Origin of the sequence: Pseudomonas sp. GZD-209 (genome assembly GCF_049310485.1) — a bacterium.
Classification (GTDB): domain Bacteria; phylum Pseudomonadota; class Gammaproteobacteria; order Pseudomonadales; family Pseudomonadaceae; genus Aquipseudomonas; species Aquipseudomonas sichuanensis.
This window is the reverse complement of record NZ_JBMOWQ010000056.1, coordinates 37,000-59,487: the sequence shown is the minus strand read 5'-3', so window position 1 is coordinate 59,487 and position 22,488 is coordinate 37,000. Positions and strand designations below refer to the sequence as shown.

The following is a 22,488-nucleotide window of genomic DNA, read 5'->3' as shown; positions in this document are numbered from 1 at the left end:
ACCCCCCTCTCGGCCCACCCCCTCCCTCGTTTTTTCTTTGTCGCCCCCCCCCCCCCCCGCGATGTGCCTATCAGGCGCCGCCTTTCAAAGCCTTGATCTTCGCCTGCAGCCCTTCAAGCGTCTGCTCGCCCATCAACTGCTCACGCACCTTGCCCTTGTCGTCGATGATGTAAGTCACCGGCAGCGCTTCGCTGCGCGGCAGCTCGTAGCGCTCGGCCGGGTCCTGGGCGAGTACGGTGAAGGCGATGCCCAGGGTGTCGGTGGCAGCCTTCAGGTCGGCGCCCTGCAAGCCGTCGAAATTCACCCCGAGCACCTTGATGCCCTGGGCCTCCCACTGCTTGGCCGCGGCATTGAGCTCGGGAATTTCCGTACGGCACGGGCCGCACCATTCGGCCCAGTAGTTGAGCACCAGCCAGTGCCCGTCAACCTGTTCGCTCTTCACCGTATTGCCGTGCTGGTCCACACCGTAGTCTGCACCGCAGCCGCCGAGCAACAGGCTCGCGGTGATGGCCAGTGCAGCTGCCAAACGCCTTGCCATGGGTCAATCCTTCTCGAAGTTTTCAAGCATTGAAGTCGGTTAGAATAGCCGCCACACCCTGCTGGATGCGACCCGTCATGACCGATCTGACCCTGTATCATAACCCGCGCTGCTCGAAATCCCGCGGCGCCCTGGAGCTGCTCGAAGCACGCGGCTTGTCGCCCACCATCGTGCGCTATCTGGAAACCCCGCCAGACGCAGCCACCCTCAAGCAACTGCTTGGCCAGCTGGGCATCGGCGCCCGTCAGCTGCTGCGCAGCGGTGAAGACGAATACAAGGCCCTCGACCTGGCCAACCCGGCCTTGACCGATGCCCAGCTGATCGAGGCCATGGTCCAGCACCCCAAACTGATCGAACGCCCCATTCTGGTGGCCGGCAGCAAGGCCGTGATTGGCCGCCCACCGGAGAAAGTGCTGGAGATCCTGCCGTGAGCGCCCCGTACATCCTGGTGCTGTATTACAGCCGCCACGGCTCGACCAGCGAGATGGCCCGGCACATCGCCCGCGGCGTCGAGATGGCCGGCCTGGAAGCCCGCCTGCGCACCGTGCCGGCGATCTCCACCGAGTGCGAAGCGGTGGCCCCGGACATCCCCGCCAGCGGCGCGTTGTACGCCACCCTCGATGACCTGCGCCATTGCGCCGGCCTGGCCATGGGCAGCCCGACCCGCTTCGGCAACATGGCCGCCCCGCTCAAGTACTTCCTCGACGGCACCAGCAGCCTGTGGCTCGGTGGCGAGCTGGTGGGCAAGCCGGCGGCGGTGTTCACCTCCACCGCCAGCCTGCACGGCGGCCAGGAAACCACCCTGCTGTCGATGCTGCTGCCGCTGATGCACCACGGCATGCTGGTGCTGGGCTTGCCCTACAGCGAGTCGGCGTTGCTGGAAACCCGCGGCGGCGGAACCCCATATGGCGCCAGCCACCATGCCGGTGCCGACGGCAAGCGCGAACTCGATCAACACGAAATCACCCTGTGCCGCGCACTCGGCCAACGCCTGGCGAACACCGCCAAGGCCCTGGGTGGCGAACGTGGCTAAAAAACCCAAGGTACTGCCGCCACTGGACTGGCTGGCGCCACGGGTACGCCTGACCCGCGCCTTGAGCCTGGCCTGTTTCTTCGGCCTGATCGCCTTGCTGGTGGTGAACAACCTGTGGTTCGCCGACCTGCACGGGGCGCGGGTCGGGGTGATCCTGGCCGTCGAGCTGATCCCCCTGCTGCTGCTGTTGCCCGGCATGCTCAAAGGCAGCGCCCGGGCGCATGCCTGGACCTGCTTCGTGGTGAACATCTACTTCATCAAGGGCGTGCTGGCGGCGTTCGACCCGGCGCGAGCGGTGTTTGGCTGGGTTGAGGTGCTGGTGAGCCTGGGGTTGTTCGTCAGCGGGTTGCTGTTCGTGCGCTGGAAGTTCCAGCAGGAGCGGCGCCTGGCGGGCGAAGCAAGCTAAACACCATCGCGGGGCAAGTCGCAGCGGCGAACCGCCGCTCCCACGCTGCACTCACACAGAATGCGTGGGAGCGGGCTTGCCCCGCGATGGCATTACCACTGATCTCAATGGTTGACGGTATGCGCCAGCATCACCGACAACTGGCACAGCGGCCGCCCGCTCTCGGCGTGCCACTGATTGAACGCCTGCTGCACCAACGCCAGGTCGCGCTGGCTGGTCGGCGGCTTGTCGATGATCTTCTGCGCGATCAGCGCGGCCGCCATGTCGTCGGTAGGGATGAAGGTATCCTTGCCGACCATGCGCAAAAAGCGCGGCGCCGACAGCCCGCCCAATTGGTTACCGTGCTTGGCCAGGTACTTCCACAGCCCGACGATGTCGGTCTCTGGCCAATCGGCGATGAACGCGCCGAAACTGCCGTTCTCCCTGGCCACATCCAGCACCATCTGCGCATTGCGCGGCACGCTCTTGAGCTTGCCCAGGTGGCGGATGATGCGCTCGTCCTGCATCAGCCGCTCCAGGTGCTCGGCGCCCATCAGCACGACTTTCTCCGGGTCGAAACCAAAGAACACCTGCTCGAACGCCGGCCACTTGGCGTCCACCAGGCTGTGCTTGAGCCCGGCGCGGAACACGCGCAGGGCCAGGGTCGACAGATAGCGGTCATCGCTGATGTCGCGCAACTGCGCCGGCGTGCGCGGCTGCGGCAGGAAGGCCTCCAGGGCCTGGGCCGAGCCGAAGCGGTTCAGGCAGTACTCATACAGCCACGAGTAGTCGCGCATGGGCTCAGAGATTCACCACGTCGAGAAAGCGCGGGGTGGCGTTTTCGTCGATCGTAAGGCTGGTGAAGTCGAACAGGTTGCGGTCGGCCAGCTGCGACGGCGCCACGTTCTGCATGGCGCGGAAGATGCTTTCGGTACGGCCCGGGTGCTTGCGCTCCCACTCCACCAGCATGTCCTTGACCACCTGGCGTTGCAGGTTTTCCTGCGAGCCGCACAGGTTGCACGGGATGATCGGGAATTCCTTCATGTCCGAATAGGCCTGGATGTCCTTCTCGCTGCAATAGGCCAGCGGGCGGATCACCACGTTGCGCCCGTCATCGGCGCGCAGCTTCGGCGGCATGCCCTTGAGCGCGCCGTTGAAGAACATGTTGAGGAAGAAGGTCTCGACGATGTCGTCGCGGTGGTGCCCCAGGGCCATCTTGGTCGCGCCGATCTCGTCGGCGAAGGTGTACAGCGTGCCACGGCGCAGGCGCGAGCACAGCGAGCAGGTGGTTTTGCCCTCGGGCACCAGCTCTTTGACCACCGAGTAGGTGTCCTTCTCGACGATGTGGTACTCGACACCCAGTTCCTTGAGGTAGGCCGGCAGCACGTGCTCGGGGAAGCCCGGCTGCTTCTGGTCCATGTTCACCGCGACGATCTCGAACTTGATCGGCGCCACCTTCTGCAGGTGCAACAGAACGTCGAGCATGGTGTAGCTGTCCTTGCCGCCGGACAGGCAGACCATGACCTTGTCGCCATCCTCGATCATGTTGTAGTCGGTGATGGCTTCGCCAGCGAGACGACGCAGGCGTTTTTGCAGTTTGTTCTGGTTGACCGAGAGGGTGCCCATAGCGCTTGGATCCGCGAGGTGTGACAAAAGGCGCATATTTTACGCACAAATGGCGCACCGCTGTAGGCCATTCCGATAAAGACTTCAAGGGAATCAACACCGGGCCTGACAGCGCAATTTGCTCTAAAAAGCCGGTTTTGTGTGGGGAACGGCTTCCTATACTGCGACATAAGGCCACATGACCGCAGTAATCGATGTTCCTGGCCTCGGGCCACAGGCGCTCCATCTGGGGGGCGTTTGGCAACGACGATAGGAGTGACCAGTATGATTCATCACGTTGTAGGGCTGTTCACCCACCCTGACCAGGAGTGGCGGGAGATCCGTGGCGAGGACGAAAGCATCAGCCACATGTACCTGACGCACACACTGATCCTGGCGGCGATCCCCGCCGTCTCGGCGTTCATCGGCACCACCCAGGTCGGCTGGGTAATCGGCGAGCGCCCGGCAGTGATGCTGACCATGGAAAGCGCGATCTGGATGAGCATCATGTCGTACCTGGCGATGCTCGCCGGGGTGGCCGTGATGGGTGCCTTCATCCACTGGATGGCGCGCACCTACGACGCCAACCCGAGCATGGCGCAGTGCATCGCCTTTGCCACCTACACCGCCACCCCGCTGTTCATTGGCGGCCTGGCGGCGCTTTACCCGCACTTGTGGCTGGGCATGCTGATCGGTACGGCGGCGATCTGCTACACGGTCTACTTACTGTATGTGGGGCTACCGACGTTCATGAACATTCCGTCCGATGAAGGCTTCCTGTTCTCCAGTTCGGTGCTGGCGGTGGGCCTGGTGGTCCTGGTGGCGATCATGGCCGCCACGGTGATCATCTGGGGACTGGGCGTGGGGCCCGTCTACACCAACTAGCACACACCTATTAGATCGACCCGACACGGGAGCATCACCCGAGGCCGCCGCAAGGCGGCTTCGTTCCATCCGCTGATCGGTGGCTCGGCAGGCCCGAAGCGCTTGCGGCATAATGCCCGGCCAGGAGAACCACCCCGCCATGCCCGAGCAGCTCAAGCAACGCGTCGAAACCTGTTACCAGCAAGCCGAAACCTTCTTCAAACGCCCCTTCCCGCGCCCGGAAGTGAGCTTCAAGCTGCGCGGGCAAAAGGCGGGTGTCGCTCACCTGCACGAGAACCTGCTGCGCTTCAACCTGCAGCTGTACCGTGAGAACCAGGAAGACTTCCTGCGCCAGACCGTGGCCCATGAAGTGGCGCATCTGGTCGCCCACCAACTGTTCGGCGAGCGCATCCAGGCCCATGGCGAAGAGTGGCAGTTGATCATGCGGGGAGTGTACGAACTGCCGCCCAACCGCTGCCACAACTACGAAGTGCAACGGCGGGCGGTGACCCGTTACATCTACCACTGCCCGTGCCCGCAGAGTGATTTCCCGTTCACCGCGCAGCGCCACAAGCTGGTGCGCCAGGGGCGGCGCTACCTGTGCCGGCGGTGCCGGGAGATCCTGGTGTTCAGCGGGCAGACGCGGGTGGAATAACCCCGCGGCGCTGGGTCAAGCCACCAGGTCGTCAGCGCTGAAGTGGGTTACGCCCACCAGGTGGATCTCGAAATCCGCATTCAGGTTGCCGTCGATGTTGCCCGACAGGATCTCATCGGCGAAACGCAGCTGGCCTGCACCGGTGAACGCCTTGTCATCAATGAACTGGAAAGCGTTGAGGCCCCTGACCAGCAGGTTGGCGTCGATCTTGCTCAAATCGATGCGGTCGCCCTGTTCATGGCTGAAGTCGGTGATGACATCACGCTTGTCCCCCACCCCCAGTTCCTTGAGCAGATTGAACACGAAGCGGTCAGCGCCGTCGCCACCGGTGAGCGTATCGGTGCCAAGGCCGCCGACCAGCACATCGTCACCCGCGCCGCCATCGAGCACGTCATTGCCTGCGCCACCGTCAAGCAGGTTGTCGCCGGCATTGCCGGTGATCCGGTTGTCCAGCAGGTTGCCGGTGCCCTTGAGGTTTTCCTGCCCGGTCAGTACCAGGTTTTCCAGGTTGGCGCCCAGGGTCCAGTTCACCGAGCTGCGCACGGTATCAATCTCGCTCGCCAGCTTGCTGGTTTCGACGATCACGTCACGCAGGTTGTCCACCACATAGGTGTCGTTGCCCAGGCCTCCGACCAGGGTGTCGATACCGGCACCGCCATCGAGCACGTTGTCACCCTCATTGCCGGTGATGCGGTTGTTCAAGGCGTTGCCAGTGCCGTTGAGGTTTGCCTGCCCGGTCAGCGTGAGGTTCTCGAGGTTGGCCCCCAGCGACCAGTCGACCGAGGAGAACACACTGTCGATTTCGGCTGGCGACTGCCCCTCTTCGCGAATCACGTCGTCCGTGCTATCGACGTAGTAGGTGTCGTTGCCCAGGCCGCCGATCAGGGTGTCCGCGCCCCCACCGCCGCGCAGCACGTTGGCGCCGCTGTTGCCGGTCAGCACGTTGTCGCCCAGGTTGCCGGTCAGTGCCAGATTGGCCCTGCCGAGCAACTCGCCGTCTTCCACATCCTTGCCCAACACGTAGCTGATCGAGGCGCGAACCAGGTCGTGCCCCTCGCCGGGCTGCTCGATGACCTCGTCCAACAGGCTGTCGACGTAGTAGATATCGTTACCCAGGCCGCCGGCCATCTGATCGTTGCCGAGCCCACCATCGAGCAGGTCGTCGCCTTCGCCCCCTTCGAGGCGGTCGTTGCCTGCCCCACCGAACAGCAGGTTGTCACCGCTGTTGCCAACGATCTGGTTGGCCAGGCTGTTGCCGGTGCCCTTGAGGTTTGCGCTGCCGGTGAGCCACAGGTTTTCCAGGTTGCTGCCCAGCACCCAGTCCAGCGAAGCACGCACGGTATCGATACCGCTGCCCTTGCCTGCCCCTTCGATGACCTGGTCGCCGGCATTGTCCACCAGGTAGGTGTCGTTCCCCAGGCCGCCGATAAGGATATCTGCCCCTGCGCCACCATCGAGCAGGTTGTCGCCGGCATTCCCGGTGATGCGGTTGTTCAGGGCGTTGCCGGTGCCGCTGAAGCCGGCCGTGCCGACCAGGGTCAGGTTCTCGAGGTTTGCCCCCAACTGCCAGTCGACTGCGGCGATAACGGTGTCGATCTCGTTGGCTGACAAGCCCTCCTCGATGATCAGGTCGTCGGCACTGTCGACGTAGTAGGTATCGTTGCCCAACCCGCCGATCAAGGTGTCCTGGCCGCCCTCACCCTTGAGCACATTGTTCCCGGCGTTACCCGTGAGCCTGTTGTTGCCGGCGTTGCCGGTTAGGTCGAGGTTGGCCTTGCCCAGCAACTCCCCATCCTCGACATTGGCCGCCAGTACATGACTGACCGAGGCGCGCACCAGGTCGCGCCCTGCGCCTGCTTCCTCGACCACGATGTCGCGCAGGTTGTCGACGTAATAGATATCGTCACCCTGCCCGCCCATCATGCGGTCGGCCCCGAGGCCACCGTCCAGGGTGTTGTTGCCGGCATTGCCGGTCAACACGTTGACCAAGGCGTTGCCAGTGCCGCTGAGGTCGTCTGCGCCGGTGAGCTCGAGATTTTCCAGGTTGGCACCCAGCACCCAGCTCAGTGAAGCCCGCACCGTATCGACACCGGCATTGGCGGCTTCGACGACCGTATCGCCCAGGTCGTCGACGATATAGGTGTCGTTGCCGGCACCACCGATCAGCGTGTCGGCCCCGGCGCCACCATCGAGCACATTATTGCCGGCGTTACCGGTGATACGGTTGTTCAACCCATTACCGGTGCCATTGAGGTTGCCACGGCCGGTCAGCGTGAGGACCTCCAGGTTGTCGCCGAGGCTGTAGCTGACCGACGCGATGACCGTGTCGGTCTCGCCCGGCAAGGCACTCTCCTCGATCACCACATCGCCCTCGTCGTCGACGATATAGGTGTCGTTGCCCAAACCACCGCCCATGATGTCCTGGCCGCCACGGCCGTCGAGCACATTGTCGAGGGCATTGCCGACCAGGGTGTCGGCGAAGGCCGAACCGGTGGCGTTCTCGATCTTCGCACCAAAGGCGATAGCCAGGCCGTTGTTGATCCAGGTGCCGCGAGCGACGTCGAAGAATTGCGCGCCGATGCTGCTGAACTCACCCTCGTTGAGGTTGAGCACCACGCCAGTGCGCTGGTTGCTGGCATCGAGGGTGTCGATACCGCCCGCGTCCCACAGGGTCTGGAACACCACCTGGTCGGGCTTCCAGCTGTAGGTGTCATTGCCGGCATGCCATTTGGTGTTGGCGCCGTACAGGCCCTGTATCACCAGGACGTCCAGCAGCATCGGGGTGCTGGGCTCGACATAGCCGCTGGCGGTGCTGTAGGCGTTGTTGTAGCTCATCAGCGTGTAACGCACGTCATCCAGCTCGGCTGGCAGCACCGCGTCGTTGTCGGGCAGGCCACTGAACGGGTGCTTCAGCCCCAGGGCATGACCGATCTCGTGCATGAACGTCATGAAGTCGTAGGAGCCCGCCACCGGCTTGGCTTCATTAGTGTGCTTGCCGATCCAGACGTCGCCGGCATTGGGGGTGCGCGCCGGGAAATAAGCCCAGGCGGCAGCATCTTCGGCCATGTCGTGGGTACCGCCGAAACGCATGTCGCCGACAGAAGTGCGTGTCTCCGACACCAGGCTGAAGCGGATGTCCGCCACTGCCGACCAGGCGGCCAGGGCGCCGGTTACAGCGGTTTTCTGCGCGGCGCTGAGCACATAGGCATTTTCGTATTCGTTGGTTTGCGAGTACCACAGGGAGAACCGCGAAGCCGGGGTGATGAAGCTATAGGTCAGTTGGGTCGTGCCCCAACCGGTGCCCCAGGCCGAGCCGCCGATCAGGCTGTCGATCACGCTGTTGCCCGATACCGGGATGGAACGGGCAAACGAAGAGCCTAGCGGGCTGGGCATTACTCAATTTCCTGAATGGGCCGGAGACTTCCCTGTATGCAACGCCTGGCCGACCCCCTCACCAGGCAGATACAAAGTGATGGCAATGTAACATTAAATTGGCGTCAAAAGAACGTTTCAGCTATGGCCGCCAGGCACGAAAAAGCCCATCCGAAGATGGGCTTTTCTGTCTTGCCAGGCTCTATATCAACGCGCCGGGCCTTCTGCCACACCGAGGTCGTCGGTCGGACGGGTCTCGACCAGCGGCGAGCCACCGGAGGCCAGCTCCGACTCCAGCTTGTCGGTATCCAGCTCCTTGACCCACTTGGCCACCACCACGGTGGCCACGGCGTTGCCGATCAGGTTGGTCAGGGCGCGGGCTTCGGACATGAAGCGGTCAATGCCGAGGATCAGCGCCAGGCCGGCAACCGGCAGATGGCCAACGGCCGACAGCGTCGCTGCCAGGACGATGAAGCCCGAACCGGTAACGCCGGCAGCACCTTTGGACGCAACCAGCAGCACCAGCAGCAGGGTGATCTGGTGGGTGATGTCCATGGTGGTGTCGGTGGCCTGGGCGATGAACACCGCAGCCATGGTCAGGTAGATCGAGGTACCGTCGAGGTTGAACGAGTAGCCGGTCGGGATCACCAGGCCAACCACGGATTTCTTCGCGCCCAGGCGCTCCATCTTGGCCAGCATGCGTGGCAGGGCCGATTCGGAGGACGAGGTGCCCAGCACGATCATCAGCTCTTCACGGATGTAGCGGATCAGCTTGAGCACGCTGAAGCCGTGGGCGCGGCAGATGCCACCCAGCACCACCAGCACGAACAGCACGCAGGTGATGTAGAAGCAGGCCATCAGGTAGCCCAACTGCACCAGCGACCCCACGCCGTACTGGCCGATGGTGAAGGCCATGGCACCGAAGGCGCCGATCGGGGCCAGCTTCATGATCATGTTGATGATGTTGAACATGACATGGGCGAAGCGGTCGATCAGGTCCAGCAGCGGCTTGCCGTAGCTGCCCAGGCGGTGCAGGGCGAAGCCGAAGATCACCGAGAACATCAGCACTTGCAGGATGTCGCCGTTGGCGAAGGCGCCGACCACAGTGTTGGGGATGATGTTGAGCAGGAAGCCAACGGTGGTCTGCTGTGCGCCGGCGGCGGCGTAGGCGGCCACGCTGCTGGCGTTCAGGGTGCTGACGTCGATGTGCATGCCAGCGCCTGGCTTGACCACGTTGACGACGACCAGGCCGATGATCAGGGCGACCGTGGAGACGATCTCGAAGTACAGCAGCGCGTAGCCGCCGGTCTTGCCCACCGACTTCATGCTCTGCATGCCAGCGATGCCGCTGACCACGGTACAGAAGATGATCGGGGCGATGACCATCTTGATCAGTTTGACGAACCCGTCACCCAGCGGTTTGAGGGCAACGCCGGTTTCCGGATAGAAGTGGCCGAGCAGGATACCGATGGTGATGGCGAGCAACACCTGGATATACAGCGATTTGTACAGCGGCTGACGTGTCGTCATGGCTCATTTTTCCTCAAGTGTGCCGGCGCATCCTTCCCAGGATGTGGGGCACCTGAATCGCGAACCCTCCTGCACCCGGAGGGATTTGTCGTTGTGTTCGAGCGCCTGGGCAGGCCTCTGCCAGATGAATAGCAAGGGTGATGCCAAGGTGCCCGCTTGGGGTGCACGACCAGTGTTTACGGGGTGGGAACGCCCTCGGACAGGGCGTAAATGCAGGTGGGAAATGGCGGATTCCCGCCCGATGGCGGAAATCGTACAAGGCGGGTTGGCGGGAATCCGCCTTGGAGGTGTTCGGTAAAGATGTTCCGTGGGAGCGGCGGTGCGCCGCTGCGACTTGCCCCGCGATGCTGGTGCGGGCCTCATCGCGGGGCAAGCCCGCTCCCACGCGCCGCCCTCCTGGACTAAGAAGCGCCCCCTGGACCAGGAGGGTAGAGTTCTCCCCGCAGCGTCAATCGAGTCGGAATGCGATTCGGAACGCAGCCCCGCCCAACGGCGAATCGCCCAGGCTCAGCTCGGCGTCGTAGCTGTCGATGATGTCCTTGACCACCGCCAGGCCGATACCCTGCCCCGGGTGCTGGCTGTCCAGGCGCTCGCCGCGCTCGAGGATGCGCTCGCGCTGGTCGGGGGGCACGCCGGGGCCGTCGTCTTCGACGCACAGCTCCAGGAGCCCCGGCGCTTCATGCAGGCTGACCCGCACTTGCCCCAGGCACAGCCGGTAGGCGTTTTCCAGCAGGTTACCGAGCAGTTCGAGCAAAGCCCCCTGCTCCATCGGCACCCGCGCCTGGGCCGGGATGTCGAGGCTGACCTCGACGCGTTTATCACGGTAGACCTTGGCCAAGGTGCTGCACAGGCTGTCGAGCAACGGGCCGAGCTGCACCTGATGGCGCACCAGACCGCTCTTGCGCAGGCTGGCGCGCTGCAACTGGTAGTCGATCTGCTGGCTCATGCGCTCGATCTGGCCCTGCAGCACCCGCCCCTGTTCCGGCTCCTGCTTGCCCTGGGCCATGCTTTCGCCCACGCCCTGCAGCACCGCCAGTGGGGTCTTGAGGCTATGGGCCAGGTCGTCGAGCGAGTCCTTGTAGCGCTGGCGCTGCTCGCGCTCGCTACGCAGCAGGCGGTTGAGCGAGCCCGTCAGGCGTAGAAGTTCACGGGGATGCTCACGGCTGAGCCCCTCCCGCGCGCCAGCTTCAACCTCGTCGAGTTCGACGCTGAGCCGGCGCAACGAACGCAAGCCCCAGGTCAGGCCGGCCCAAAGCAGCAGCATCAACGCCAGCAAGGCGGCGCCAAAGCCCAGGTAGAGCTTCTCGCGCAAGCCATCGAGGGTTTCCTGGTACTCGCGCACCGGTTGCAGGGCCACGATGCTGAACGCGGCACTCTTGCCGCCCAGCAACTTGACCTCCACGTCATAGACGAAGAACTCGTCGCCATCGCTTTGCTGGATGCGCGCGAATTCGTTGCCCCGCCCGTCGTAGCGCGGCTGGTAATTGATGTTCTGGTTGCGGGTGGCCCGCGACTGCCAGACCAGCTTGCCCTGGCGGTCGAAGATATAGCCGAGCAGGCCGGTGTAGGGCAGGTTGAAACGCTCGTCCGGCAGCAGCGCCGGCATCTGCAACTGGCCACGCTCGATACGCGCGGCGGAGATCAGGGTGGTTGCATCGGAAGCCAGGCGCTGCTCGATCGACTCCTGCAACGCCAGGCTGAAAGCCTTCTGCAACGCCGGCAGCAGCGCCAGCATGAACAGCAACGCCAACAGCGCCGCCGCCAACATCAGGCGCACGCGCAGCGAACGGATCATCGGCAGCGCTCGGTGAACAGGTAGCCCAGGCCGCGCACCGTGTCGATCGGTTTGAAGCCCTGCTCGCCCTCGAGCTTGCGCCGCAAGCGGCCGACCAGCACCTCGATGACGTTAGGGTCGCGCTCTTCGTCCCCCGGGTAGAGCTGCTCCATCAGCCGGTCCTTGGCCACCACCTGCTGGTGATGACGCATGAGGTATTCGAGGATGCGGTATTCGTAGGCAGTCAGCGCCAGCGGTACGTCGTCCAGTGTTGCCTGCTTGCGATTGAGGTCCAGCACCAGGGGGCCGGCGGCGATGGTCGACTGGGTGAAACCGCTGGAGCGGCGCAACAGCGCATTCAGGCGCGCTTCCAGCTCTTCGAACTGGAACGGCTTGACCACGTAATCGTCGGCACCGGCGGCCAGGCCTTCGACCTTGTCCTGCCAGTTGCCGCGGGCGGTGAGGATGAGGATCGGGAAGCTCTGGCCCAGGCTGCGCAACTGGCGGATCAGGTCCAGCCCGTTCATGCCCGGCAGGCCCAGGTCGATGATCGCCAGGTCGTGGTTGTACTGCTCGGCCTGGTACAGGGCCTCCTCGGCATTGGCCACCGCTTGCACCACATGGCCGCCCTCGCTCAGGCGAGTGAACAGATGATGACGCAGCAGCGCCTCGTCCTCGACCACCAGCAATTTCATGCAACTCTCCTTCTTGGGTTGCCTGTGCGATCCCATTCGCGGGTAAACCCGCTCCCACAGGTACTGCATCGCACTATAGGCTTACGCTTGACCTGTGGGAGCGGGTTTACCCGCGAAAGGGCCGGTACAGGATAACAGTGACCTCAGAACTTGTAGTTGGCCGCCAAGTAGGTCTGCGCGCTGCTGTTCAGGCGCAGGGTACCGATCTTCGCGCCGTCATGGGGCGACAGTTCGGTGCTGGCGTTGCTACGCAGGTAGCGGTAGCCCAGTTCCACCGAAGCATTGTCGGTGACCTGCTGCAGCACGCCACCCTGCAGGCCGACGGCGTAGCCGGTGTCGGTGTCGCGGCTGTAGCCGGAGGATTCCTGGGACAGTTTGGTCACGCCAAGCGAAGCACCGCCGAACAGCTTGGTGGTATCGCCCACCGGCAGGAACAGGTCGTAGCTGCCGAGCAGGTTTTCCTGGCGCAGCTTGAGGCCGCTGTGCTCGCCCGAGACGTTGTCGTAGGTCAGGTAGTAGCGGCCCTGGTTGTTCATCTGCCCCAGGCGAACGCCCCAGGTACCGTCCTTGGCGATGATGCCATCGGTGTTCAGGTGGTCGGTGTTGCTCTGCAGCAGGCCGGACTTGCGGACCTTGTCGCTGGTCTGGCCATAGGTGAGGCTGGCGAAGGTGTCGTCGGCCTGGGCAGTGGTGGCGATGCCAGCGGCGCAAACGGCCATGGCGGCAAGCAGAGTGTTGAAGGTTTTCATAGGTTCGTACTCCAGTTGGATGCGCTGTTTCGGTCTGGGGACTAGAGTAGGGAGGACGCCCTGAACCACCGCTGAACCCGGCCTGAACCCCGGCTGAACGAAATACCCACCGCAAAAGAAGGAGCTTTGCCCATGCGTTCCCTGCTTGCCCTGGCCCTGCTGTGCAGTACCGCCCTTGCCCAGGCAGCGGTGCAGACCCGCGAGATCCGCTACCAGGATGCCGACGGCACCCCCCTGATCGGCTACTACGCCTATGACGACGCAATCGAAGGTAAACGCCCCGGTATCGTGGTGGTGCATGAATGGTGGGGCCTGAACGATTACGCCAAGCGCCGCGCCCGGGATTTCGCAGCGCTGGGCTACAACGCCCTGGCCATCGACATGTACGGCGACGGCAAGCACACCGAACACCCGCAGGATGCCCAGGCGTTCATGGCAGCGGCGATGAAGGACCCGCAGGCCGCCGCCAAACGCTTCGATGCGGGGCTGGAGTTATTGAAGCTGCAGCCCAACACCCGGCAACACCAGTTGGCCGCCGTGGGCTACTGCTTTGGCGGCAAGGTGGTGCTCGACGCCGCGCGCCGCGGCGAGAAGCTCGATGCCGTGGTGAGTTTCCATGGCGCACTGGTCACCCAGACGCCGGCCAAGCCCGGGGTGATCCGGGCCAAGATCCTGGTGGAGCATGGCGAAGCCGACAGCATGGTCACGCCGGAGCAGGTGGCGGCGTTCAAGGCAGAGATGGATGCGGCCAAGGCCGACTACAAGTTCGTCGGGATTCCGGGGGCCAAGCATGGGTTTACCAACCCGGATGCCGATCGGTTGAGCCATGGTGAGCATGGCGGGCCGGACATTGGTTATGACAAAGCGGCGGACGAGAGCTCGTGGAAGGACATGCAGGCGTTCCTCAAGTCGGCGTTTGATTGAGAACCGCAGGGGCCGCTTTGCGGCCCCAGCAATTTCAGCTCCACCGCCCGCCCAACGGCTGGCACAATACCCGCCATGAACAGACTCCCCGCCTGCTGCGCCCCCCTCCAGCACCACTGGCCCTTGCCCCGCCCGGTCCCCGGCGCGGTGCTGGTCAGCTGCGCTTTCGACCCGGCCCAGCTCGCCGCCGATGACTTCCAACGCGCCGGCATCACGCAAAGCGCCAGCCTGCAACGCTCGGTGGCCAAGCGCCAGGCCGAGTACCTGGCCGGCCGTGTATGCGCCCGCGAGGCCCTGCAGCGCCTGGATGGCCGCGACTATGTGCCCGCCACTCACGAGGATCGCTCGCCGATCTGGCCCGCCGGCATCCACGGTTCGATCACCCACGGCAAGGGCTGGGCCGCCGCCGTGGTGGCAGCCGACGGCGCCTGTCGCGGCCTGGGGCTGGATCAGGAAAGCCTGCTGAGCGAGGAGCGTGCCGAACGCCTGGCCGGCGAGATCCTCACCGCCGCCGAACTGGAACGCCTGGACCGCAGCCAGCAGGCCCTGGCCGTGACCCTGACCTTCTCGCTCAAGGAAAGCCTGTTCAAGACCCTCTACCCGCTGACCCGACAACGCTTCTACTTCGAGCACGCCGAGCTACTGGCATGGTCCGCCGATGGCCACGCCCGCCTGCGCCTGCTGACCGACCTGTCGGCGCAGTGGCGCCACGGCGTAGAGCTCGATGGCCAGTTCTGCGTGCAGGACGGCCACCTGCTCAGCCTGATCAGCGTTTAATCCCGTGGCTGCTCGCGCGGCCAGCTCAGGCTGAAACACGCCCCGCCCAACTGCTCGCTATGCCCCACCAGGGCGCGGCCGCCGTGCCAGTAGATGATCCGCCGCACGATCGACAAGCCCAGGCCATGCCCGCCCGAGGCGCGGGTGCGGCTGTCGTCCAGGCGGGTGAACGGGGTGAAGATGCGGTCCCATACCCCCTCCGGTATGCCCGGCCCGTCATCCTCCACATCGATACGGCAGCGCTGCTGGCCGAGTTGATAGCTAAGGCGCACCTCGGACTCGGCGTGGCGCATGGCATTGCGCACCAGGTTCTGCAGGGCGCGGTGCAGGTAGCGCGGCTCGGCCTCGACCCAGGCAGCGCCGCCGTCCAGCCCATGGCATTCGCCGCGCAGCACGCGCACATCGGCGCGCAGCGGGGCCAGCTCGTCGATCACCCGGGCCAGCAGTTCATCCAGGTCCACCGCCTGGAACTGCAAGGCCGGAGCGCCCTGTTCCAGGCGGGCGTAGGTCAGCATCTCGTCGACCAGCTTGTCCAGGTCCTGGATATCGCCGTCCATGCCGGCCAGGTGCTTGGCCCGGGCCTGCTCGGTGCTGGCGCTCTCGATCATCTCCAGGCCGAAGCGCAGGCGCGCCACCGGCGTGCGCAATTCGTGGGACACCGCCCGCACCAGCTCGCGCTGCATGGTCAGCGAACGCTGCAGGTGCTCGGCCATGCCATTGAAGGCTTCGGCCAGGCGCCCGACCGAGTCGGCGTCACCGGCCGGCACGCGGGTATCGAGGCTGCCCTGGGCGATGCGCGTGGCAGCCACTTCCAGGCCCGAGACGCGCCGCTCCAACTGGCGCACCAGCAGGTAGACCATCAAGCCGATCAGGCACAGGCCAAGAAAGGCGATCAGGATCAGCAACTGCGGCGGGTACGGGTTGAGCTGGTGCAGCGGGCCGATCTCCAGTACCCAGGGCGAGCCGGGCAAGCCCGAAAACACGCGGATCGAGTCACCGTCCTTGCCCAGCGCCATCACCGTGTCGCCCTCCTCCACCCGGCGCCGCTGGTCGTCATCCAGCGCCGCGCGCTCGATGCGCTGCAGGGCGATGTCAAAGCCGAAACCCTTGCTCTGGCGGATCTGCGCCAGGCGGCTCTGCTGCTCGGTGACCGGGTAACGCACCAGTTCGTCGGCCAGCAGATAAAGGGTGGCACGCGCCAACTGCTCGCTGACCTGCTTGACCTCGGCCACCAGCAACTGGTCTTCGCGCCCGACCCGGCGCAGCACCCGGGCGGCATGCGGGCCGGTCTTTTCCACCACCACCAGGTCGCGGTACAGCCGTGCGCGCTGGCCGCCATCGAGGGTGAAAGCCGACAGGGGTTGCAGGTCGAGCGGCACCCCCAGCAACCGCTCCCAGATCACCAGCGAACGCTTGCGCTCCACGTCGTTCTGCTGCGCCAGGTTGTCGGCCATCAGGCTGAAGGTGCCTTGGGCCAGGCCTTCGCGGTGCTGGCCGGCACGCACCTCGTTGGCCAGGTGCAGGCTGAGCACGCCGAGCACGGCCACCAGTACCAGCACGGCGAGCATGCCGCCATAGATGCGCAGGAAAATGGAATTCATGGGGCCGGTGCCTGGGCGGCCTCGCCGACGAACAGGTAGCCCTTGCTGCGCAGGGTCTTGATCAGGCGCGGGTTGATCGGGTCGTCGCCGATCTTGGGGCGGATCTTGGAGATGCGCACGTCGATGGAGCGGTCCTGGCCGTCGTAACCGACGCCGCGCAATGAGGTAAAGATTTCTTCGCGCGACAGCACCCGCCCGGCGTTGCTGGCCAGCAGCCATAGCAGGTCGAATTCGGCGCCGGTCAGCTCGACCAGCTGGCCGCCCAGGCGCGCCTCGCGCAGGCGCTGGTCGATGTGCAGCGGGCCGAAGGCCAGTGCTTGCTGGCGCTCCGGCGCTTCGCTGCGGCGCAGCAGGGCATGGATGCGCGCCAGCAACAGGCGGGGACGCACCGGTTTGCATACATAGTCATCGGCGCCTTGGTCCAGGCCCTGGACCTGGTCGAGTTCGTCACTGCGGGCGGTGAGCATGAGGATGGGCCCGGCGTACTGGCCGCGCACCCGGCGGCAGATGCTCAGGCCGTCTTCGCCGGGGAGCATCAGGTCGAGGATGACCAGGTCGGGCTGGCTGTCGATGATGCGCCGCGCCGCGCGGCCGCCATCGCCCTCTACCGCCACCTCGAAGCCGTTGGCCTGGAGGTACTCGGCGGTGAGCTCGGCGAGGCGCTGGTCGTCCTCGACGATCAGGATGCGGTTGTTCGGCTGGTCCATGGCCCTTTACCCTTTGTTGGTCTTGTTCGGGGGTACTGCAGGCTTGTGCGGGCCCATCGCGGGGCAAGCCCGCTCCCACGATGCTCACGCCATGATGTGGGAGCGGGCTTGCCCCGTGATGGGCCCGCACAGGCACCACAACAACTTGATTGTGCTGATGATTCCCTTTCACCAAAGAGCAACATCGCCCCCGGATACTACGTTCCGGGCTCACCCCTGCCAATCACCTCAAACACCCCTTGGCTGAAGCATTTTTTGTGATAGGGTTCGCGCCCGCAAAAAACTGCCCAAGGGCGGCGAGACGCAGAAAAATCGTGAAAACCTCTTGGGACAAGGCCTACAGCGACTACCCAGGAATCACACACAAAGTACCCACAACTTATCCACAGGCGCTCGCCTTGCAAAGCCCCCCAGACCGCATTATCTTGTATCCCGAACGCAGCGAACCACTAGATGTTGGGGTTCGAGCAAAATCACACACACAAGTCAACAGGCAAATTCAAGCGAATTTCACCTGCTGAACTTAACGTGATTCCAGCAGCCAAACCGCTCCTGCGGAGGCGACCGAGGCAAGCCCTTTCAAGGCCTTGTTCGGGTATGGGTGTTGCAGGCCAGGCCTGACACCCAACAGCAACAGATTTTGGGTTCGCCCAAAAACTTTGACTTCGGCCAGGGAGCGGCAGGTTATTGCCCTTTATTCCTGAGTCTGTCCCGAAGTCGGTACGCCCGAGCGGACGGATGCGTGTGCTTCATGCGCATCCCCGCCTGGGCCACCAGGCAAGTGGACGGAACGGTGGGCGCCCAAAAGGCGCCTGAACACTATAGAAACTGTGGAGACACCCACCCATGCAAACCGACACAACTCGCGAGAACCCGCAGGCTCTGGCGCCGCAGGCCGAGTCCAACCAGGACCTGGCTGCCACCGCCCCAGGCCAACTGCGCGTGATCAAGCGTAACGGTACTGTCGTCCCCTACACCGACGACAAGATCACCGTGGCCATCACCAAGGCGTTCCTCGCAGTTGAAGGCGGCACCGCTGCCGCTTCGTCGCGCATCCACGACACCGTCGCGCGCCTGACCGAGCAGGTCACCGCCACGTTCAAGCGTCGCATGCCATCGGGTGGCACCATCCACATCGAAGAAATCCAGGACCAGGTCGAACTGGCCCTGATGCGCGCCGGCGAGCAAAAGGTCGCCCGCGACTACGTGATCTACCGCGACCAGCGCGCCAAAGAGCGCGCCACCCGCGCCAACACCGGCGCCGTGGTCGAGCCGCACCCAAGCATCCGCATCACCCTGGCCGACGGCAGCCTGGCGCCGCTGGACATGGCGCGCCTGAACACCATCATCAGCGAAGCCTGCGAAGGCCTGGCCGAAGTCGATGGCGAGCTGATCCAGCGCGAAACCCTGAAGAACCTCTACGACGGCGTGGCCATCAAGGACGTCAACACCGCCCTGGTGATGACCTCCCGCACCCTGGTAGAGCGCGAGCCGAACTACTCGTTCGTCACCGCCCGCCTGCTGATGGACACCCTGCGCGCCGAAGGCCTGGGCTTCCTGGGCGTGGCCGAGAGCGCCACCCACCACGAGATGGCCGACCTGTACGCCAAGGCCCTGCCAGCCTACGTGGCCAAAGGTATCGAGTTCGAACTGCTCAACCCGGCCCTGGCCGACTTCGACCTGGAAAAACTGGGCAAGGCGATCAACCACGAGCGCGACCAGCAGTTCACCTACCTGGGCCTGCAGACCCTGTACGACCGCTACTTCATCCACAAGGATGGCGTGCGCTTCGAGCTGCCGCAGGTGTTCTTCATGCGTGTGGCCATGGGCCTGGCGCTGGAAGAGAAAGACAAAGAAGCCCGCGCGATCGAGTTCTACAACCTGCTGTCGTCGTTCGACTACATGGCGTCCACGCCAACCCTGTTCAACGCCGGCACCCTGCGCCCGCAACTGTCCAGCTGCTACCTGACCACCGTGCCGGACGACCTGTCGGGCATCTACCACGCGATCCACGACAACGCCATGCTGTCGAAATTCGCCGGTGGCCTGGGCAACGACTGGACCCCGGTGCGCGCCCTGGGCTCGTACATCAAGGGCACCAACGGCAAGTCGCAAGGCGTCGTGCCGTTCCTCAAAGTAGTCAACGACACCGCCGTTGCCGTGAACCAGGGTGGCAAGCGCAAAGGCGCCGTGTGTGCCTACCTGGAAACCTGGCACCTGGACATCGAAGAATTCATCGAGCTGCGCAAGAACACCGGTGATGACCGTCGTCGTACCCACGACATGAACACCGCCAACTGGATCCCTGACCTGTTCATGAAGCGCGTCTTCGATGACGGCAAGTGGACCCTGTTCTCGCCAAGCGAAGTACCTGATCTGCACGACCTGACCGGCAAGGCCTTCGAAGAGCGCTACGAGTACTACGAAGCCCTGACCGAGTACAACAAGATCAAGGTATTCAAGACCATCCAGGCCAAAGACCTGTGGCGCAAGATGCTGTCGATGCTGTTCGAGACCGGCCACCCATGGCTGACCTTCAAGGACCCGTGCAACCTGCGCAGCCCGCAGCAGCACGTGGGCGTGGTCCACAGCTCGAACCTGTGCACCGAGATCACCCTGAACACCAACAAGGACGAGATCGCGGTCTGCAACCTGGGCTCGATCAACCTGCCGAACCACATCGTCGATGGCAAGCTGGACACCGCCAAGCTGCAACGCACCGTGAACACCGCCGTGCGCATGCTCGACAACGTGATCGACATCAACTACTACTCGGTGCCGCAGGCGCGTAACTCGAACCTCAAGCACCGCCCGGTCGGCCTGGGCATCATGGGCTTCCAGGACGCACTGTACCTGCAGCACATCGCCTACGGCTCCGACGCTGCCGTCGAGTTCGCCGACAAGTCGATGGAAGCGGTCAGCTACTTCGCGATCCAGGCCTCCTGCGACCTGGCCGACGAGCGCGGCGCCTACGAGACCTTCCAGGGTTCGCTGTGGTCCAAAGGCATCCTGCCGCTGGATTCGCAACAGATCCTGATCGAAGCCCGTGGCCAGAAGTACATCGACGTCGACCTGACCGAAAGCCTGGACTGGGCACCGGTCCGTGCCCGCGTACAAAAAGGTATTCGTAACTCGAACATCATGGCCATCGCGCCGACCGCGACCATCGCCAACATCACCGGCGTGTCGCAGTCCATCGAGCCGACCTACCAGAACCTGTACGTGAAATCGAACCTGTCGGGCGAGTTCACCGTGATCAACCCGTACCTGGTGCGCGACCTGAAAGCCCGCGACCTGTGGGACTCGGTGATGATCAACGACCTGAAGTACTACGACGGTTCGGTGCAGCAGATCGAGCGTATCCCGCAAGAGCTCAAAGACCTGTACGCCACCGCGTTCGAAGTCGAGACCAAGTGGATCGTCGATGCCGCCTCCCGTCGCCAGAAGTGGATCGACCAGGCCCAGTCGCTGAACCTGTACATCGCCGGCGCCTCGGGCAAGAAGCTGGACGTGACCTACCGCATGGCCTGGTACCGTGGTCTGAAGACCACCTACTACCTCCGTGCCCTGGCCGCGACCAGCACCGAGAAGTCGACCATCAACACCGGCAAGCTCAACGCCGTGTCGAGCGGTGGCGACAGCGCCCCGGTCCAGGCCGCAGGCCCAGCCCCGGTACCGAAGGCTTGCGCCATCGACGAGCCGGATTGCGAAGCCTGCCAATAAGGCTTGGCTGAGGCTTCCCCCGGGAAGCCTCTTTTTTCGTGTAGCCACACGGAACCCTGTGGGAGCGGGTTTACCCGCGAACAGGCCGGCACTGCCGCCCCCTGCCCCACAGCCAAACACAATAGGCCCGGGCGCCAATACCCGGGCCAGCCCCTCAAAGGGCATTCAGATTTGCGTGCACTGCAGTACCCCATCCGGGGCCTAAGCACCGCAACCAAGATCCACCGGCCATACTCAAGATGGCCCTCAAGCAGGAGAACTCACCATGCTGAGCTGGGACGAATTCGATAAAGAAGACGGCGAAGTAGCCGCCAAGGGCAACACCGGCGCACAAGCCGCCGCAGCTGCCACCCTGGACAAGCTCGACAGCGCCGGCGGTGCCGCCGCCCTGGAAGCCCGCGCCGCCACCGCCTCGGACTCCGACGCCGTCAAGCGCGCCAAGGCTGCCCTGGACGCCCTGGACATCGCCGAAGGCCTGGCCGAGCTGGAAGGCTCCTCGGCCCGCGTCGCCGTTGACGAAAAGCGCATGATCAACTGCCGCGCCGACCTCAACCAGCTGGTCCCGTTCAAGTACGACTGGGCCTGGCAGAAGTACCTCGACGGCTGCGCCAACCACTGGATGCCGCAAGAGGTCAACATGACCGCCGACATCGCCCTGTGGAAGAGCATGGACGGCCTGACCGAAGACGAGCGCCGCATCGTGATGCGCAACCTCGGTTTCTTCTCCACCGCCGACTCGCTGGTTGCCAACAACCTGGCCCTGGCCGTGTACCGTCTGATCACCAACCCGGAGTGCCGCCAGTACATCCTGCGCCAGGCCTTCGAAGAGGCGATCCACACCCACGCCTACCAGTACTGCATCGAGTCGCTGGGCATGGATGAAGGCGAGATCTTCAACATGTACCACGAGATCCCGTCGGTCGCTAAGAAGGCGGCCTGGGGCCTGAAGTACACCCGCGCCATCTCGGATCCGGAGTTCAACACCGGCACCGTCGAGACCGACAAAGAGCTGCTGCGCAACCTGATCGCCTACTACTGCGTGCTGGAAGGCATCTTCTTCTACTGCGGCTTCACCCAGATCCTGTCCATGGGCCGCCGCAACAAGATGACCGGCGTTGCCGAGCAGTTCCAGTACATCCTGCGTGACGAGTCCATGCACCTGAACTTCGGCATCGACGTGATCAACCAGATCAAGATCGAGAACCCGCATCTGTGGGATGCGGCGATGAAGGAAGAGGCTACCCAGATGATCCTGCAAGGGACTCAGCTGGAGATCGAATATGCTCGCGACACCATGCCACGCGGCGTGCTGGGGATGAACGCGGCGATGATGGAGGATTACCTCAAGTTCATTGCTAACCGTCGTTTGACCCAGATTGGGTTGAAGGAAGAGTATCCGGGGACTACTAACCCGTTCCCTTGGATGAGCGAGATTATGGACTTGAAGAAGGAGAAGAACTTCTTTGAGACTCGCGTGATTGAGTATCAGACTGGTGGGGCTCTGAGCTGGGATTGATCGTCCTGCTATCCAAAAAGGCTGCCGTTTGGCAGCCTTT

19 protein-coding genes are annotated in these 22,488 nt (G+C 64.0%); 9 read left to right on the top strand and 10 right to left on the bottom strand.

Annotated elements, in window-relative coordinates; translation table 11 throughout:
* Positions 1 to 70: 70 nt before the first annotated feature.
* Entirely contained in the window at positions 71 to 538 is a 468-nt protein-coding gene (locus ACO6VM_RS08805; RefSeq protein WP_401059495.1) for a TlpA disulfide reductase family protein, read from the bottom strand.
* 77 nt (positions 539 to 615) lie between these two features.
* Here ACO6VM_RS08805 and arsC point away from each other — a divergent pair, with 77 nt between their 5' ends.
* The 3 genes from arsC to ACO6VM_RS08790 are packed head-to-tail and all read left to right on the top strand — an operon-like array spanning position 616 to position 1,977.
* Positions 616 to 969 carry an arsenate reductase (glutaredoxin) gene (gene arsC, locus ACO6VM_RS08800; protein ID WP_125462971.1) on the top strand — a complete coding sequence of 118 codons (354 nt, stop codon included), beginning with the start codon at positions 616 to 618 and terminating at the stop codon, positions 967 to 969.
* Positions 966 to 1,571 (top strand): NAD(P)H:quinone oxidoreductase, encoded by a 606-nt coding sequence (gene wrbA, locus ACO6VM_RS08795; protein WP_153785022.1) that lies wholly within the window; start codon positions 966 to 968, stop codon positions 1,569 to 1,571. The genes arsC and wrbA overlap by 4 nt, the downstream gene beginning before the upstream one ends.
* Positions 1,564 to 1,977 (top strand): DUF2069 domain-containing protein, encoded by a 414-nt coding sequence (locus ACO6VM_RS08790; protein WP_401059493.1) that lies wholly within the window; start codon positions 1,564 to 1,566, stop codon positions 1,975 to 1,977. Before wrbA ends, ACO6VM_RS08790 begins: the two co-directional genes overlap by 8 nt.
* Before the next feature lie 104 nt (positions 1,978 to 2,081).
* Here ACO6VM_RS08790 and ACO6VM_RS08785 read toward each other — a convergent pair whose 3' ends face one another.
* Together ACO6VM_RS08785 and ttcA are read right to left on the bottom strand one after the other, a co-directional pair.
* Positions 2,082 to 2,753, bottom strand: coding sequence for a DNA-3-methyladenine glycosylase I (locus tag ACO6VM_RS08785; RefSeq protein ID WP_347150601.1), 672 nt, complete (start codon positions 2,751 to 2,753; stop codon positions 2,082 to 2,084).
* A gap of 4 nt (positions 2,754 to 2,757) precedes the next feature.
* Positions 2,758 to 3,582 (bottom strand): tRNA 2-thiocytidine(32) synthetase TtcA, encoded by an 825-nt coding sequence (gene ttcA / locus ACO6VM_RS08780; protein ID WP_125462967.1) that lies wholly within the window; start codon positions 3,580 to 3,582, stop codon positions 2,758 to 2,760.
* 264 nt (positions 3,583 to 3,846) lie between these two features.
* Here ttcA and ACO6VM_RS08775 point away from each other — a divergent pair, with 264 nt between their 5' ends.
* On the top strand, positions 3,847 to 4,446 hold the full coding sequence (locus tag ACO6VM_RS08775) for a Yip1 family protein (protein ID WP_110993012.1): 600 nt from the start codon (positions 3,847 to 3,849) through the stop codon (positions 4,444 to 4,446).
* 139 nt (positions 4,447 to 4,585) lie between these two features.
* On the top strand, positions 4,586 to 5,080 hold the full coding sequence (locus ACO6VM_RS08770) for a SprT family zinc-dependent metalloprotease (RefSeq protein ID WP_401059489.1): 495 nt from the start codon (positions 4,586 to 4,588) through the stop codon (positions 5,078 to 5,080).
* Between the two features lie 15 nt (positions 5,081 to 5,095).
* On the opposite strand, the gene ACO6VM_RS08765 is transcribed toward ACO6VM_RS08770, so the two are convergent.
* From ACO6VM_RS08765 to ACO6VM_RS08745, 5 genes are all read right to left on the bottom strand, one after another.
* Entirely contained in the window at positions 5,096 to 8,473 is a 3,378-nt protein-coding gene (locus ACO6VM_RS08765; RefSeq protein ID WP_422403138.1) for a M10 family metallopeptidase C-terminal domain-containing protein, read from the bottom strand.
* Between the two features lie 186 nt (positions 8,474 to 8,659).
* On the bottom strand, positions 8,660 to 9,982 hold the full coding sequence (locus ACO6VM_RS08760; RefSeq protein ID WP_401059486.1) for a dicarboxylate/amino acid:cation symporter: 1,323 nt from the start codon (positions 9,980 to 9,982) through the stop codon (positions 8,660 to 8,662).
* A 448-nt stretch (positions 9,983 to 10,430) separates the two neighbouring features.
* Positions 10,431 to 11,777, bottom strand: coding sequence for an ATP-binding protein (locus tag ACO6VM_RS08755; protein ID WP_401059484.1), 1,347 nt, complete (start codon positions 11,775 to 11,777; stop codon positions 10,431 to 10,433).
* Positions 11,774 to 12,451: a response regulator gene (locus ACO6VM_RS08750; protein WP_422403137.1), complete on the bottom strand. Its 678-nt coding sequence runs from the start codon at positions 12,449 to 12,451 to the stop codon at positions 11,774 to 11,776. Before ACO6VM_RS08750 ends, ACO6VM_RS08755 begins: the two co-directional genes overlap by 4 nt.
* A 143-nt stretch (positions 12,452 to 12,594) precedes the next feature.
* Entirely contained in the window at positions 12,595 to 13,200 is a 606-nt protein-coding gene (locus ACO6VM_RS08745) for an outer membrane protein (RefSeq protein WP_125462962.1), read from the bottom strand.
* A gap of 132 nt (positions 13,201 to 13,332) precedes the next feature.
* Here ACO6VM_RS08745 and ACO6VM_RS08740 point away from each other — a divergent pair, with 132 nt between their 5' ends.
* Both ACO6VM_RS08740 and ACO6VM_RS08735 read left to right on the top strand, forming a co-directional pair.
* Positions 13,333 to 14,124 (top strand): dienelactone hydrolase family protein, encoded by a 792-nt coding sequence (locus ACO6VM_RS08740; RefSeq protein WP_401059478.1) that lies wholly within the window; start codon positions 13,333 to 13,335, stop codon positions 14,122 to 14,124.
* A gap of 75 nt (positions 14,125 to 14,199) precedes the next feature.
* A complete protein-coding gene (locus tag ACO6VM_RS08735) occupies positions 14,200 to 14,901 on the top strand; it encodes a 4'-phosphopantetheinyl transferase family protein (RefSeq protein ID WP_422403136.1) in 702 nt (233 codons plus the stop codon).
* Here ACO6VM_RS08735 and ACO6VM_RS08730 read toward each other — a convergent pair.
* Positions 14,898 to 16,502 (bottom strand): ATP-binding protein, encoded by a 1,605-nt coding sequence (locus tag ACO6VM_RS08730; RefSeq protein ID WP_422403135.1) that lies wholly within the window; start codon positions 16,500 to 16,502, stop codon positions 14,898 to 14,900. The two genes, ACO6VM_RS08735 and ACO6VM_RS08730, sit on opposite strands and share 4 nt — an antisense overlap.
* Complete coding sequence (locus ACO6VM_RS08725) at positions 16,499 to 17,209, bottom strand: response regulator transcription factor (protein ID WP_110993002.1); 711 nt, start codon at positions 17,207 to 17,209, stop codon at positions 16,499 to 16,501. The genes ACO6VM_RS08730 and ACO6VM_RS08725 overlap by 4 nt, the downstream gene beginning before the upstream one ends.
* Positions 17,210 to 18,055: 846 nt before the next feature.
* Here ACO6VM_RS08725 and ACO6VM_RS08720 point away from each other — a divergent pair.
* Together ACO6VM_RS08720 and ACO6VM_RS08715 are read left to right on the top strand one after the other, a co-directional pair.
* A complete protein-coding gene (locus tag ACO6VM_RS08720; RefSeq protein ID WP_422403134.1) occupies positions 18,056 to 20,932 on the top strand; it encodes a ribonucleoside-diphosphate reductase subunit alpha in 2,877 nt (958 codons plus the stop codon).
* Between the two features lie 265 nt (positions 20,933 to 21,197).
* The gene (locus ACO6VM_RS08715; protein WP_110993000.1) at positions 21,198 to 22,448 is read left to right on the top strand and encodes a ribonucleotide-diphosphate reductase subunit beta; all 1,251 of its coding nucleotides are present in this window, start codon (positions 21,198 to 21,200) and stop codon (positions 22,446 to 22,448) included.
* Positions 22,449 to 22,488: the final 40 nt, after the last annotated feature.